At 58.2% G+C, this 14,910-nt stretch carries 13 protein-coding genes; 6 read left to right on the forward strand and 7 right to left on the reverse strand.

Translation table 11 applies throughout. The features are described from left to right. Positions 1-6: 6 nt before the first annotated feature. Both ispF and G1C97_RS06010 read right to left on the reverse strand, forming a co-directional pair. Positions 7-516 (reverse strand): 2-C-methyl-D-erythritol 2,4-cyclodiphosphate synthase, encoded by a 510-nt coding sequence (gene ispF / locus G1C97_RS06005; RefSeq protein WP_169241090.1) that lies wholly within the window; start codon positions 514-516, stop codon positions 7-9. Positions 517-645: 129 nt separating this feature from the next. Next, complete coding sequence (locus tag G1C97_RS06010) at positions 646-1,239, reverse strand: CarD family transcriptional regulator (RefSeq protein ID WP_100496001.1); 594 nt, start codon at positions 1,237-1,239, stop codon at positions 646-648. A gap of 176 nt (positions 1,240-1,415) precedes the next feature. On the opposite strand from G1C97_RS06010, the gene glgB reads away from it, so the two are divergent. From glgB to G1C97_RS06030, 4 genes are all read left to right on the forward strand, one after another. Continuing rightward, complete coding sequence (glgB, locus tag G1C97_RS06015) at positions 1,416-3,668, forward strand: 1,4-alpha-glucan branching protein GlgB (RefSeq protein WP_169240993.1); 2,253 nt, start codon at positions 1,416-1,418, stop codon at positions 3,666-3,668. 28 nt (positions 3,669-3,696) lie between these two features. Beyond that, on the forward strand, positions 3,697-4,419 hold the full coding sequence (locus G1C97_RS06020) for a response regulator transcription factor (RefSeq protein WP_100496003.1): 723 nt from the start codon (positions 3,697-3,699) through the stop codon (positions 4,417-4,419). Next, on the forward strand, positions 4,416-5,486 hold the full coding sequence (locus G1C97_RS06025; RefSeq protein WP_169240994.1) for a sensor histidine kinase: 1,071 nt from the start codon (positions 4,416-4,418) through the stop codon (positions 5,484-5,486). Before G1C97_RS06020 ends, G1C97_RS06025 begins: the two co-directional genes overlap by 4 nt. 108 nt (positions 5,487-5,594) lie before the next feature. Beyond that, positions 5,595-6,011: a LexA family protein gene (locus tag G1C97_RS06030; RefSeq protein ID WP_240951027.1), complete on the forward strand. Its 417-nt coding sequence runs from the start codon at positions 5,595-5,597 to the stop codon at positions 6,009-6,011. Here the strand turns inward: G1C97_RS06030 and G1C97_RS06035 are convergent. Both G1C97_RS06035 and G1C97_RS06040 read right to left on the reverse strand, forming a co-directional pair. Beyond that, entirely contained in the window at positions 5,918-6,664 is a 747-nt protein-coding gene (locus G1C97_RS06035) for a ComF family protein (protein ID WP_240951028.1), read from the reverse strand. The genes G1C97_RS06030 and G1C97_RS06035 overlap by 94 nt on opposite strands. A 30-nt stretch (positions 6,665-6,694) precedes the next feature. Further along, the gene (locus tag G1C97_RS06040; protein WP_169240995.1) at positions 6,695-7,507 is read right to left on the reverse strand and encodes an HAD-IIB family hydrolase; all 813 of its coding nucleotides are present in this window, start codon (positions 7,505-7,507) and stop codon (positions 6,695-6,697) included. Positions 7,508-7,601: 94 nt separating this feature from the next. Between G1C97_RS06040 and G1C97_RS06045 the strand changes: the two genes are divergently transcribed. Next, positions 7,602-8,030, forward strand: coding sequence for a metallopeptidase family protein (locus G1C97_RS06045; RefSeq protein WP_169240996.1), 429 nt, complete (start codon positions 7,602-7,604; stop codon positions 8,028-8,030). A 36-nt stretch (positions 8,031-8,066) separates the two neighbouring features. On the opposite strand, the gene G1C97_RS06050 is transcribed toward G1C97_RS06045, so the two are convergent. Genes G1C97_RS06050 through G1C97_RS06060 form a run of 3 tightly spaced genes read right to left on the reverse strand, consistent with a single transcriptional unit; the run spans position 8,067 to position 13,054 of the window. Further along, a complete protein-coding gene (locus G1C97_RS06050; RefSeq protein ID WP_169240997.1) occupies positions 8,067-9,620 on the reverse strand; it encodes a DUF5719 family protein in 1,554 nt (517 codons plus the stop codon). After that, complete coding sequence (locus G1C97_RS06055; protein ID WP_169240998.1) at positions 9,617-12,712, reverse strand: glycosyltransferase family 2 protein; 3,096 nt, start codon at positions 12,710-12,712, stop codon at positions 9,617-9,619. Before G1C97_RS06055 ends, G1C97_RS06050 begins: the two co-directional genes overlap by 4 nt. Positions 12,713-12,754: 42 nt before the next feature. Further along, the gene (locus tag G1C97_RS06060; protein WP_100496009.1) at positions 12,755-13,054 is read right to left on the reverse strand and encodes a WhiB family transcriptional regulator; all 300 of its coding nucleotides are present in this window, start codon (positions 13,052-13,054) and stop codon (positions 12,755-12,757) included. Positions 13,055-13,340: 286 nt separating this feature from the next. Here G1C97_RS06060 and G1C97_RS12500 point away from each other — a divergent pair, with 286 nt between their 5' ends. Further along, complete coding sequence (locus tag G1C97_RS12500; RefSeq protein ID WP_169240999.1) at positions 13,341-14,840, forward strand: LCP family protein; 1,500 nt, start codon at positions 13,341-13,343, stop codon at positions 14,838-14,840. Positions 14,841-14,910: the final 70 nt, after the last annotated feature.

The following is a 14,910-nucleotide window of genomic DNA, read 5'->3' on the forward strand; positions in this document are numbered from 1 at the left end:
TGCCCGTTACTGTCGGACGACCAATGCGTTGGCAATAGCGGCAATGCCCTCACCGCTGCCGGTGAATCCCATATGATCGGTGGTGGTGGCGGTCAGCGAGACGCGGCATCCAACCGCCGTGGAAAGTACAGTCTCGGCTTGCGCGCGACGGGTGCCGATTTTCGGGCGATTGCCGACAATGACGACGGAGGCGGAAACCGGCTTATACCCGTTGGCCGTCAGATACGCCGTCGTCTCCTTGAGCATATCCGCGCCATGCATACCGGCGCCATGAGCATCCGCGCCTACGCCGAACAACGACCCGATATCCCCAAGCCCGGCGGCGGCAAGCAACGCGTCAATCAATGCATGGGCGGCGACATCACCATCGGAATCCCCCTCGATGCCTTCATAATGTGAGGCTTGCAAAGGATCTGTGTCCTCAGGCACCGGCCAGAGCAATCCAGCCAGCCAAAGCGGACGTCCCGTACCGGCAGTCGCAAAGCGATGCGCATCGAATCCCTGACCGATCATCATATTGACGATATCGGCTTCTGCCGCATCAAGATTCATGACGAGTTCCTTCCAGTACAGACGCGAACACGGTACAGCAGGCATAAATAGAAAGGCCCCGGTCACCGTCTCCGATGAACCGAGGCCCATACATCACTTCTTCTTGGATTTCTTCTGCGCCTCAACACGAGCCAGAGTATCAGGGGCCGCCTCTTCCGGCTCGGCAGTGTGATGCTTTTCATCACCTGGCTGAGCGGGCTCATACCCCAGATTCACATCAAGCAGCCGCTGAGCCTCAGTCTCGTCGATCTTCTCCGACAATGCGATCTCCGAGGTAAGAATGGCGCGGGCCTTGGTCAGCATACGCTTCTCTCCGGCGGACAGACCGTGTTCATCCACATCACGCTGCGCAAGATCCCTCACCACTTCGGCAATTTTGTTGACATCGCCCGTGGCAATCTTCTCGACGTTCAGCTTATACCGGCGAGACCAGTTCATTTCCTTTTCGATGATCGGCGTGCGCAGAATCTCAAATACCTTGGCCACTTCCGAAGCGGAGACAATATCTCGTACACCTACTTTTTTGGCGTTATCCACCGGGACATTGATCACCAAACCGTCGGATGAAAGCACCGATAGCTGCAGGTATTCGCGCGTCACACCTTTGACAGTCCGCTCGGTGATGGCCTCCACCTTCGCTGCTCCATGACGTGGATAGACGACCATATCGCCGACTTTGTAAGACATGTACCCTCCGAGAACTGTTCGGCTTACACACAAAAACTCGATTGATTATGCCATGAGGCCAAGACCTCGCCATTGAGAGCGCTCACAGACCGGCAACACGCCGTAAGTGGCTCAAATTCGCCATTTTTTGAGCGACAATACGGCATTTTCCACTCGACGCACGTAGACTTTGGGACATGGCTAAAGAAACGAAGATCAAGGAAGATACCGTCACCGCGCCTGTCGCCCAAAGCGAACTTGACGCGGTCAGCAACGCTGAGTTCTACAATCCCCATGCGGTACTCGGCGGGCATCTCGGCACCGGCAAGTATGCGGACACCGCCACCATTCGAGTGCTCCGTCCGCTGGCCAAGTCGGTGACCGTCATCACCCAGGATGGCGAATATGCGATGACTCACGAACACAACGGCGTGTTTGTTACCACCGTTCCCGCCGCCGGCACCAAGAAGGAACCGACCATTCCGGACTATCGCGTCCGCACCGAGTGGGAGGACGGCGAAGTGCTCGTCGAAGACGATCCCTACCGCTATCTGCCCACGCTCGGCGACATGGACACCTACCTGTTCGGTGAAGGACGTCATGAGAAGCTTTGGGAGGCTCTTGGCGCACATGTGCTGCGCTTCGACGATCCGATGGGCGGAGCCGATGGCACGCCCGGCGAACAGGTCACGGGCACCGCTTTCTCCGTATGGGCGCCAAACGCCCATGCCGTACGCGTGGTCGGCAACTTCAACGCGTGGGACGGCCGACGTCACGCCATGCGAGCCTTGGGGTCCTCCGGCGTATGGGAGATCTTCATCCCCGGCGTCGGAGCAGGCGAAGCATACAAGTTCCAGATTCTCAACGCCAATTATGTGTGGGAGATGAAGGCCGATCCGATGGAACGCCAGCACGAGGTTCCGCCGAACACCGCTTCCATCGTCACCGAATCCACCTATGAGTGGGGTGACGACGCATGGATGCAGCATCGTCGTGCGACCAACCCGCACGATGGCCCCGTCGCCATCTACGAGGTCCATGCCGGCAGCTGGCGCAAGGGCCTGACCTACCGCGAACTGGCCACCGAGCTGGTGGACTACGTCAAGCAGGAAGGTTTCACGCACGTCGAGTTCATGCCGCTGGCCCAGCACCCGTTCTCCGGCTCTTGGGGCTATCAGGTCACCGGTTATTATGCGGTGGACTCTCGCCTCGGCTCCCCCGACGACTTCCGCTATCTGGTGGATCAGCTCCATCAGGCCGGCATCGGCGTGATCATGGACTGGGTGCCCGCCCACTTCCCGAAGGATGCTTTCGCTCTCGGCCGGTTCGACGGAACCCCGTTGTACGAGGATCCCGACCCGTTGCGTGGTGAACACCCGGATTGGGGCACCTACGTGTTCAACTTCGGCCGTCGCGAGGTGCGCAACTTCCTCGTGGCCAACGCCCTGTTCTGGCTTGAGGATCTGCATATCGACGCGTTGCGCGTAGACGCCGTCAGCTCCATGCTCTACCTCGACTACAGCCGCGAGCCCGGCCAGTGGAGGCCGAACATCTACGGCGGACGCGAGAACCTGGAAGCCATCGACTTCCTCAAGGAAGCCACCGCCACAGCGTACAAGAACAACCCGGGCATCATGATGATCGCCGAGGAATCCACCGCATGGCCGGGCATCACCGCCCCCACCTCCGCCGGCGGCATCGGTTTCGGCTTGAAGTGGAACATGGGTTGGATGCACGATACGCTGCAGTATCTGCACGAGGAACCCATCAACCGCAAATGGCATCATGGTGAGATCACCTTCTCCATGGTGTATGCCTACTCCGAACATTACGTGCTGCCGATCAGCCATGACGAGGTCGTGTACGGCAAGGGATCCGTATATGGCAAGATGCCTGGCAACGGCTGGCAGAAGTTGGCGGGGGTCCGCTCCCTGTTCGGATACCAGTGGGCCCATCCGGGCAAGAAACTCTCGTTCATGGGCAACGAGCTAGCCCAATGGGGCGAGTGGAACCACGACGCCTCTATCGACTGGGATTGCCTGAACTGGGAGGAACATCGCCAGATCCAGAAGTATGTGGCCGACCTCAACGCCTTCTACAAGGCCAATCCGGCCCTGTGGAGCCAAGACTTCGACCCAGCCGGATTCGAATGGCTTACGAGCGATGACGCCGATCACAATACGCTGAGTTTCCTGCGCATCGGCGCCAAGGGTGAAACCTTGGCCGTGGTGGTCAATTTCTCCGGTGAAGCTTGGTCCGACTATCAAGTGGCGCTGCCCACCGGCGGTAAGTGGACCGAAGTATTCACTTCCGACGACGCCGCATACGGCGGATCGGACATCCACAACGGCACGTTCGAGGCGGTTGAGGGCGAATACCATTCACGCCCGTTCTCCGCGAAGATCACCGTTCCAGCACTTGGAGTTGTATTCTTGAAGCCAGAAGACTGAACAGGTCAAGGCTGAAAGGTAACTTTTTATGCTCAATACCACAGCGCGTCAGAACACAGCGCCGCGCACGGTGCTGGTGGTCGAGGATGAGCCTACGCTCGCCACAGCCATCGCCCAGCGCATCACCGCCGAAGGCTGGACGGCACGCGTAGCCGGAGATGGTGCGTCCGCCGTCCAGGCTGCCGCACAGCTGCGCCCTGATCTGGTAATCATGGACATCATGTTGCCGGTGATGGACGGGCTTGAAGCCACCAAGCGCATCGTCGCCGAAAGGCCTGTGCCGGTGCTGATTCTCACCGCACGCGACGACGAGGCCGATAAGGTTATCGGCCTCGGAGCCGGCGCAGATGACTATATGACCAAGCCGTTCTCCATGCGTGAGCTCATCGCCCGTTGCAAGGCGTTGTTGCGCCGCGTGGAGCGAGCCAAGGTCATAGCCAAGAACTCCGAGAACGAGAAGATTCTCGATTTCGGTTCCATGGTCATCGACCCTGCTCAGCGTATCGTCACCATGAATGGCGAACAAGTGCATCTGACCCCCACCGAATTTGATCTGCTGGCCACTTTGGCACGTAGGCCAAAATCCGTGCTCACCAGGGAAAAACTGCTCGAAGAGGTATGGGACTGGGTGGATGCCTCCGGCACCCGCACGGTGGACAGTCATGTCAAAGCACTGCGTCATAAACTCGGTGCCGATACGATTCGTACCGTGCATGGTGTCGGGTACGCCTTCGAGCCGCCGGCCGCATGAGCAAGCAGCAGCCCAAACCCCGGCTTGACACCGTCAAAAGACGTGTCAAGCCGGTCGATTTTTTCTCCTCGCTCAAACTTGAATTGAGCGCTCTGATTGTAGTAGCCACCGCCATAGCGTTCGCCATGTGTTGGTTCCTGCTGAAATTCGGATGGTCCGGTTGGATCGCCATGCCGTTGACGCTAATCGTGGCTTTGGGCATCACTTACTTCTTCTCCCGAGGTATCACCGCTCCCCTGCGCCAGATGCGGGACGTGGCCGAAGCTATGGCCGAAGGCGATTACACCGTACGTGTAGACATCGATCAGGACCGTCATGATGAGGTCGGCCAGCTCGCCCGTTCCTTCAACGCAATGGCCGGAGAACTTGAACATGCCGACAAGATGCGTTTGGACATGATCGCCAACGTCAGCCACGAGCTACGCACCCCGGTCTCCGCCCTACAAGCCATGGTGGAAAATATGGCCGACGGCGTCACCGAGCCGACACCGGCTAATCTGGAGAGTATTCTCACCCAGACCCAGCGGCTTTCCGACCTCATCGCGTTTCTGCTTGATCTGAGCCGCATGGAAGCCGGTGCCGCAAGTCTGAACATCGAACAGTTCAACTTCGCCGAATTCCTCGATGAGACCGTGGAACCCCTGGAAATAGCCGACGGAGGACACGCTCATGACATCCATCTGGAGGTTCCCGGCAACATCATGATGGAAGGTGATCAGGATCGACTTCGCCAGCTGTTCACCAATATCATCGCCAACGCACTCAAACACTCCGCCGATGGGACGACGGTTCTCATCGAAGCCCATGAAGAAGCTGACTACGGTACCGTCGTGACCAATGTCGTCAATTTCGGTTCGCAAATCGCTCCTGCCGATCGGTCGAACATCTTCCGACGTTTTGTCACCGGCAAAGCCGGCCCGGGCACGGAATCCGGAGGCACGGGACTGGGACTGTCCATTGCACGCTGGGCCGCACAACTGCACGGAGGCACTGTCCGCGTGGTGGACGATGAACGAGGAGCCGACTTCGAAATCACACTGCCGAAATATCATATTTCGGCATCATAGCGACGCCTCTTTTTGCCGCCTCATAACAATGTGACATTATCTGTTGTTGCACCTCCTCCTACAATATTCGAACATATGTACTAATATTGTAGGAGGAGGTGAGCACTCATGAACGAATCGGCATCCGCGGCACAGCCTCAACATGCCATGACGTCCCACACCACGGACCACACGTTGTATCTGATGCAGATGGCCGGAGATTCCATGATGAACGCCGGCATCCGCAATGGTGATCTGCTCATTGTGGATAAGTCCGCAACCGCTCATCATGGCGATATCGTGGCCGTAGTATTAGATGGCGAGATCGCCATTAAACGTCTGGCCGTCACACCACACACCACACTGTTGTGCGCCGATAATCCCTGTTTTGCCGATTATGCAATGCCCGATGGCGCGACCCCAACGATCTGGGGTACAGTCACCGATGTCATTCACCCGTTGCAATCGTCATCGTATCGGGGCACCACGGCATCCGCCAGCACTACCGCTCCCAGCACATTGACACCCTGCCGCCGCAGCGCATAGGTACATTCCTTCAATGTAGCGCCTGTAGTGACAATGTCGTCAACGAGCACCACCTTGTCACATGCGCCATACGCCTCATCACAGGCATCTACAACAATGCGACCGGATATACGCTGCATACGTTGGGTCGGAGAAATCTGCTGCACTGACTTTCGCCCACCAGCCGTGTGAACAAGCGCACGGCTCACACGGGCATTGATGCCATCGGATCGAAGCGCCGATGCAACAGCATATGCCAGCGGAAGCGTGTGATACCGTCCTCTACGTCGTATCGATGCAGGAGATGACGGCACGGGAATCACCGCTACGACACCATTGCCGGTATACACATCCGCTTCTCTGTCCAGATAAGGCAGCAGACCGTGTTTCGTCACCTCGACGACGACATGCATCAACGGGGCATCCAGTTCCACATCGTCATGGTCTTTCCATCCCAGCACCGCATGACGCACCAAGCCTTGATATATCGCCGCCGACCAGACTCGCACCATCGGTTCGCCGCCTAGTATGCGCTCCCTGCAACCGGAGAACATATCCAGGCAGTCCTCGCACAACACGGCATCCGGCATATCACAGCCGGCGCATCCGCGAGGGAACAGTACATCGCGCACCGCATCAATCGCTCCGCGCCACGCATGCCGCATATGGCGCATGTCCGGTATCGACGCGGGGCACATGGCATATCACCGCCCTACACTGAACGTATCCAGACAGGCCAGCAATGCGTCCATCAGCGCCAGGGTATCCTGCGGCTCACGTACCGTGATGCCTGCGGCTCCGGCGGCGACCGCTGGATAATCGTTGCCGTCTGCGGACATGCGGTCTCCCACGAACGCAATCTCATTGGTTTCAATGGACAGTATTTGAGCCAATCGACGTACCGCGTACGCTTTGTCCAGCCCATACATGCTGACATCTACGCTGGAATAACCTCCGGCACGTACTCTCAGATTCGGCAAATCACCGCTGACCGCACGAACCAGCGCCTGTTTCTTGGTGTTGTCGATATCCCAAGTCCGTTTGACTTCTACCGGAGCATATTGGCCAAGCGCCGAAAAAGTGATCTGACTTCCTCTGTTTTCAATACGCGGCCCCCAAACCTGTTTCTCCCACAAGCCAAGCGCCCTAGCGTGCTTCTCCAAGCTGGACCGCACGACGCGCACCGTCTCAGCGTCCAAATCATGCGCGTATATCAAAGACCACTGCGAGCCATTCCACCGGTAATATCGTGAACCCGACGTGGGCATGACATGCAACTGCTCCCGTCGGGCCCCGTCGCCGAGCTCATCCAATACCTGAGAGGTGACCACTTCCATGCTGCCGCCGGAAATCAGTGCAATCGGAATCCGGTCAAGCAAGGAGATGAACCGTTGCGTCATCTCCGGAGCCATTGGCCGTTTGGAGCTGGCAAGCGTATTGTCCAGGTCAAAGCCAAATATCTTGACGCGCGCGCATACGTTATCCAGATCAAGTTCGGTCCAGTGATGCACTATCATCGCGTCAAACCTCCTTGTCGGTATTAGCATTGGCCCTTTACCAATGAACCTATCCTAACGCAAGTTGCCTGTGCCTTGGCCTATGGTGGGAACCATGCTTCAGCCACCTTGGACCAATCATGTATATCGGAACCGGCATGGACGGGGTATGCGAACCCCGATGTTCGGCACACGTCTGCCTCGGTATCGCACTCGTACCGGCATGTTTGATGATATGGTGGCGGCACAGGTGCGTCGACTCCATGAGGCTTGGCCTGAGCTGATACGCCCGCTCCAGTTCGCCGTCGAAGATGTGCCGCCTTCTGATCCTGCCCCTTGGCAATCCGAACCCAACATGACCTCGCGCTGTTTCCCCGCCAGTCACGGCATTCCGGCTCGCGTTGTGCTCTATAGAATGCCATTGCAGACCGAGGCACGCAGCAAGCTTGAACTGCAGCTGGCCATACGGGATGAAATCGCAGCTCGTGTGGCTGAGCTCTACGGCCGACGACCCGAAGAAATCGATCCGGACTGGGGTCTGTGATCACCACCCATAGTTCGCTGGTCAGTCAGCCGACGATCAGCGAACTATGGCGTCGTCGGCTCGCGTCCAAACGTACGCCGTGGACGGCATCAATGAGGACGCATTGACCATCGCCAACCCGGCAACGGCTCCGTCTCCCAAACCATCACGGCCCAAACGCACGCCCCAAGCCACGGCACCGGATTTGTCCTCCAATCGCAGTGCGGCAACCGTATCATGCTGAGACAGATCACTGACCGCGTCGGACCATGCCGAATTGGCGTCAAGAGTAATATCCCTGTCGTCTGTTTTCTTGCCGGTCTCATCGTAAGCGGTTATTGTCACCGTCTGCTTCACGTTGGTGACATTGACCAACGTCACGTCGGCATCCACATCATCTGCAAGAGCCAGACCCGAGTAGGCGGCGGGCGCGGAGGCCTGCCCCAGTGCGAAATCGGCCTGACCGTTCTCGCCGGAGCGGACGGCCCGCACTGAAAATGACAGAGCGTCCTCAGCGGTGGACAGTACGCCCAGCGCACCATTTGGTGCCTTGCCCAGATCTACGATCTGGACCTTGCCTGCCTCGACCTCGACATTCTTAGCAGATACCAAACCATGATTCGTAACCCATGAGAGCGTGGTTTTTGTTTGCTCATGAGCAAACAGATAAGCGGTAACCGCATCACCTGAAGCAATTGCCGGTACTGCCGCGGTATCGGACTCGGCAGCCAACGGCACAGCGAAATCCGAGCCTTGCGAAGTCAGGCCATCCATCGAAACCGTACGCACCATAGCGGCGATTGGAGTCTCCTTGCTTGAGACTGTAACGTACAGACCGTTTTGCTTTTCCGCAGCCGCCGAAAGATCGACGGACGTCTCCCCCTTTGCGGGCACCGACACCGTCGACTGGGTGGACAACGCCATTTTCCCGGCCCGTTCGCTACCCCATGCCATGATATCCACGGTGGTCGCCTTGGCAGAGGGATTGACCACCACAAGCTGCTGTGTAGTGCCGGTGCCAGTACCAGTAAGCAGGAAGGATCGGCTCAATGCGGTAGCCGTGCACGACGCGGCGGACACTCCCTTGAGATCGCCCTCATCCGCCCAGGAGACAACAGTACCTGCCGTTCCGGTTCCTTGCACCGCCTGCAACATATGCGTATCGATGAGTGAATCGGACTGAGCATCGGATTGAGTGCCGATTTTCACATCCGCATCATCACTAGGATCACCGTCCTTCAACGTTATGATCGGCTCCGTGGCACTAGCAGCGCCGATAGGCGAAACCGTTGCGCTGTATACCGAGCCAAAAGCCGCGAACCGCTCCTGAGTGCTCAGGTTGCCTACCGTTGCTTGAAAGGCGCTGTCGCCATATGTACCGGTATCCGCCAACTGCATCGGGGCCGGGCAATAGCTTTCTATCTGAGTCGTGCTGACGCTCTGGCCAAGCGCATTGTTTTTGGCTTGCACGGTATCCACCCATGCGATTGGCACCGGCATGATCATCAACGCGGCAAATAACGCCAACAGCACCAGCATGGTGATGGCACCCAACACTGCGGTATAGACCCGGGAACGCCGTGAACGACGGGTAGCATTGCCTCTGCTCATGCTTGCTCCTCCAATCCTCGGGTAAGACGTCTACGCGGTACGGCCACCAAGCAGTACAGCACCACTATCACCGCCAAGCACACCAACCACGCATACCGCCAGACGCTTTGCTGTGCACGCTGCTGCCACGACGTATCCACGTTCTGCTCGGAGTAGGAACGTAGCGTCAGCCGATAATAGCTGCCCGTATCCGTGGATACCAATGATTGAGTGCCCTCTGTTGCCGCGATGTTGGCTTTCAGCTGCTCATACGGCGAACTGTCCGCCGAACGAGAGTCGGGAACTACGTATATGCCGCCGAAACCTAACTCACTGATTGTCGCGATGGCCTGCTCATTCGGATTGGATAGCAATGTGGCGCATGCCTGAGCCAGCTGTTGATCAATCTCATCCGGTTTTCCATCGAGGGCACGCACCCTTTGCACCGGCGAACTGTCGATCAGCTCACCGCGGGAGGTGCGCATAATCGAATAGTTGACGCTGTTGCGGGTCTCGGCACTCACGGCAAGTACACGGTGGTCCTCTCCCGAGTTCAAGTAATCAGTGGTCACCATAGGCAAACCATCCCGAGAAACACCAAGCCCGCCGTCCGCATGACGCTCCAAACCGAACCAGCATTGCGCTGCAACGCAACAAGCCAGAACCACCGCCAGCAGGGCACGCCCACAGACAATCAGTCTACGGGTACGGGCCTCATCGGCACGCGTGCCGGCATCATCGTACGCCGATGCATGCAAGGGATGGAACCGTTTGACCGCGCCCCCCGCCACGAGACAGGCGCAGGCAAGGAAACCGAGAATCATCAGCGCGATACCGGGCTGCGCGGATCCGGCCACCACACCGTCATCATCCACGGCAATGGCCACCCGGACGGAGACCAGGGCGAGCGCTCCACCGCAGACGATGAGCACCCACATCAGTCGGGATGCGCGTAGCGCAAACGGCAATACCAGCGAAGCGATAGCCAGCAGCGTCATCAATCCGAAGAGTACGGCAACTGCCATGTCGGATGCCGCCCCCTGTGCAAGGCGCCAGTCCAAGGCACGTTGCACCGATTGCAACAAGCTCATGGAAGAGGGCTCGCCATTCAACGCCGATTGCGGAATCGTGATGTCTGCGAACAGCTGCCTCCACATTCCCTGATTCGCGTAACGGATGGCATTGAGCATGGTGGGAGCCACCGCGAACGCGGCAGGCAACGGGATAAGCAGCAGCATGACGTGCTTACGACGCACAAATACCAAAAACACCGGGAAGGCCACGATCAAGGCGAGCAGCAGTTGGGGTTCAGCGGCAATCGGCGGGATGAAACACAGCGCGCCTATGGCTGCGGCCTGCACCGATGGCCGGGGCACTAGCGGATCTTCCGTGTGGTACATGCCTACGGCACGGAACACGAAAGCGAACGCCGCCGGAAGGAACACCATCACCGTAAGCATCGGCATATTGGCCTGCGCATACCAACCGAACATAATGCCGGTGGAAGCCCATAACAGGCCGCCGAGTACACGTACCACGTCGGAGCGGGTGAATATGCCGGCCAACGCCCAGAACGAGAGAGCACTCAATGGTGCCGCAGAGAACAGGATCAGCGACAACGCGGCGGAAACATTACCCAATGTGACCAGCGAAGCCGCCATAAGCACCAGCAACCAAGGAGCGGGAGGGGCGGGAATGCTTGCGCCGAACACCCACTGCGTGGTGGCCGATTGCACCAGCTGCCGATAACTGGCGCCGGTCGGCAGCAACACATCCGAATATATCGATCCATCGGAGAACACGCCTCGGAACACAGGCCAGTACAATGCCGCCACGGACATGAAACACACCAAGGCCATGGCCAAGGCACCACTCCAGCGACGAATCACGCGGGTGCGCAGATGGGCACGTTCCAAAGGACTGAGCAGCACCACGTCCCGTTGGCTCAGGAAGGCTTCACGCCGATCATGGAATTGGCGGATCTGCTGCTGATCTGCGCTGAGCACCTGCAGCGAAGACATGGAGACCTTTGATTGTCTTGCGACGAGACGCCGCGAGCGCATAGCGCCGGGAACAGCGAACAAAGCCAGCCAAGGCAGACACAGTTCGACCCACGCCCGATACGGCTTCTTGCTGAACAACATGGCAAGTGCCATGCCAAAACTACGCAACAAACGCCACAGCCACAGCAAAATCCAAGATGACATGGCTTTATCGGTGTACAGGTATCGCTGCTGCGAACGAGTCACAGCCATAGCCGGATTGACGACGTGATCGGGATCCACAGGTTCTCCGTTACGGGTACGGACGCCCTCGTAACGAGCGCGACGGTGAGCGATCTGCGCCTGTGGAACCACCACCACACGACCACCGCTCAGACATACGCGACGGCAGAAATCCATGGATTCGCTGTATGTGGTCATCCAAGGGTTCACGCCACGCAGCCTGATGAATTGTTGCAAAGACACCAATGCGCCAGCCAAGGACACGGCAAATACATCTTGGCGGCCATCATACTGTTCCTGATCCGGTTCGCCGTCCACCACTAGGGAATGCACGGCATGTTTGCCGGCATACATACCGACATCATGCAGATGCTCACCATCCCAATCGCACTGCTTGCATCCCAGCACCGTGGCACCCGGAGTGTTTCGCCACGCTTCAAGCAGACGCTCCAGACACGCGCTGTCGCCGGGTCTTGAATCGTCATGCAACAACCAAAGCGCGCGGGTTTCAGCGTCAAGCTCGGTATGGTCCAATGCCCGTTGCACGGCGTCGCCAAAGGAACGCGCGCCCCGCGCCGATACGATACGAACCGTCACCTGTTTGGACTGCGGCATACGCGTCACCGGTCCGGACGGCGAAGGAATGACCTCGAATGCACTGGTTTCCTCATGGCCCGTACGCCCCGACGCGTCGGCGATGATCACCTGGGAGGGCAGTGTGAGCTGCGTGAACAGCGCTTCCAACGTGCGTTCCAAGAAACGCATATCGTTTTCGACAGTGACCACGGCAGCCACGCCCTCGTCTACATCCTGCCTGTGCGTGTACGGACGATTGGCCAGAGCCTGCGCCAGCGCCTCGCGAATATCGCTGTTACCTGTCGGATTCATAACCCCCCAGTGTACGCACCGTATATGAAAGAGCCTTCCAGCTCATGCCTGTTCGCGGTGCTCTCTTTTGTACCGGCGGCGTTCGCGTTCGCTCATTCCGCCCCAAATACCAAAACGTTCATCGTGGTCGATGGCCCATTGCAGACATTGTTCCCGCACCTCGCACTTGGCGCACACCCGCTTGGCGTCACGGGTGGAGCCACCCTTCTCCGGGAAGAACGCTTCAGGGTCGGTCTGCGCGCATAATGCCTTGTGCTGCCAAGAGACATCCCCATCCGGCCTGAACAGGCCCCACAGTTCACGTAACGGCTCTTCGGCTGAATCGTCGACCACACCCCACATGCGATTCTCCTTGCCTATTGAGCTTTTCATACGGACTAAATTACACACATGTGACTTCACATTTGTCAAATGCCGTCTCGTGTCATTACCTGATTTTTCTCTTATCTGTGCTATACACGCTCTGTGCACGAGAGCAGTCCGGCACACGGCCGCAAAACCATGTTCCATGACACGACGCACGAATGATATTGTGCCGTTCCTGCGCAGGAACATCACACTGTCGAGGTATTCGGCAGACACTGTGTAAAAGTGGCTTTCAGACAATCGGCATTAAAGGGAGGTTTGCATGACGCAGGAATCAGGTGGAGCGGATCCGCAGAACAATCCGCCGAGCTTTATTCCCGCAGGTGCCCGACGTACACGTCCTTCCGGCCAAGTGCCCCGATCCTACGCCCCGGCCAATGGGGCACGCACCCGGCACAGTGCTTCCGATCACGCCAATCCCACCTCGCATACAGCATCGTCTGCCGGCGCATCGAGCACAGCCGGCAGCGCAATTCCGCCCAGCTTTTCACCCAACGCCGGTCGAGCCGGACGTGTGGCCGGTTCCCAAACATCGGCGAAAGCCGACCCTGTACACACATCTCGATCCAGCATGACCCCTTCATCTCAGCCAAGGATCCACGGCGCGTCGAACAGCCGACCTGATGGGGCTGTGCCACGCAGCATTCCACCCGCAGCTGCCCGCCGGTCCTCTGGCTCGGCAAGCAACATCGCACGCGCCTGGCAAACCCCTTTATCCGCCGCCAAGTCACAAGTTTCCCTGAAGCAGGCATCGGCAGGGACGATCGGCACCGGGTACGGGTCCTTATCCTCCGCTGCAACGCCACGCAAGCGCCATGCCGCACGAATCACAGCCTGTGCGATCGCCGTATTGCTGGCGGCGCTGGTGCTTTCCGTATTCAGTGCATGGAACTGGGTGAACGGGCGACTCACCAAAACGGATTGGCTGACCGACGCGGCCGACACTCCGGCACAGACCTGGCTGATCCTAGGCTCCGATGAGCGCGACGGCTCTACCCAATATGGCGGCGTAGAGGATATCTCCGGATTCCGCACCGACACGATTCTTGTGTTGATCAAGCCAAAGAGCGGGCCAAGCTCACTGATTTCCATTCCTCGCGACTCCCTGATTAACATCGACGACCAGTACATGAAAATCAATGCCGTGGCACAGTTGGTGAGCAAACAGAGCCTGGTGAGCACAGTCGAACAAATTTCCGGACAAAAGATCGATCACGTGGCGCAGGTCAAATTCGGCGGACTGCAGAACGTGGTAGACGCTTTGGGCGGTGTGGAGCTGTGTTACGACCAGGATGTGCAGGACGCCTATTCCGGTCTCGACTGGAAAGCGGGATGCCATACCGCGAATGGTGCGACCGCCCTGTCATTCTCCCGCATGCGTTATGCCGACGTACAAGGTGATTTCGGCCGAAACGCCCGTCAGCGTCAAGTCATCTCCGCCATAGTCAAGAAGGCCTCCAGCGCTTCGACACTGACCAATCCTTCTAAGGTGTTCAAAGTCGCCGATGCCTCGATGAAGGCGTTGACCGTGGATGAGAAAGCCACTCCATCCACTTTGCTATCCATGGCGTTGGCATTCAAGGACGCCACCGGCTCTTCAGGCATTTCAGGCAGCGTGTACTGGTCGGACCCGGATTATTACGTGGATGGCGTGGGTTCATCGGTGCTGCTTGACGACACCAAGAACACGGAACTTTTCAAGGAATTAGCCTCCGGCACCCACAAGGCTGGACAAGTAGGCAATCTCGCAGACAACAGCTGACAGCGCCCGTTAGGCGATTCGAACAGGTACCCATGTGCCTTTGTCGGTATACTGCGGACATGGGAGGGTA

The sequence above is a fragment of the Bifidobacterium olomucense genome (genome assembly GCF_012932375.1).
In the GTDB taxonomy this organism is placed as follows: Bacteria; Actinomycetota; Actinomycetes; order Actinomycetales; family Bifidobacteriaceae; genus Bifidobacterium; species Bifidobacterium olomucense.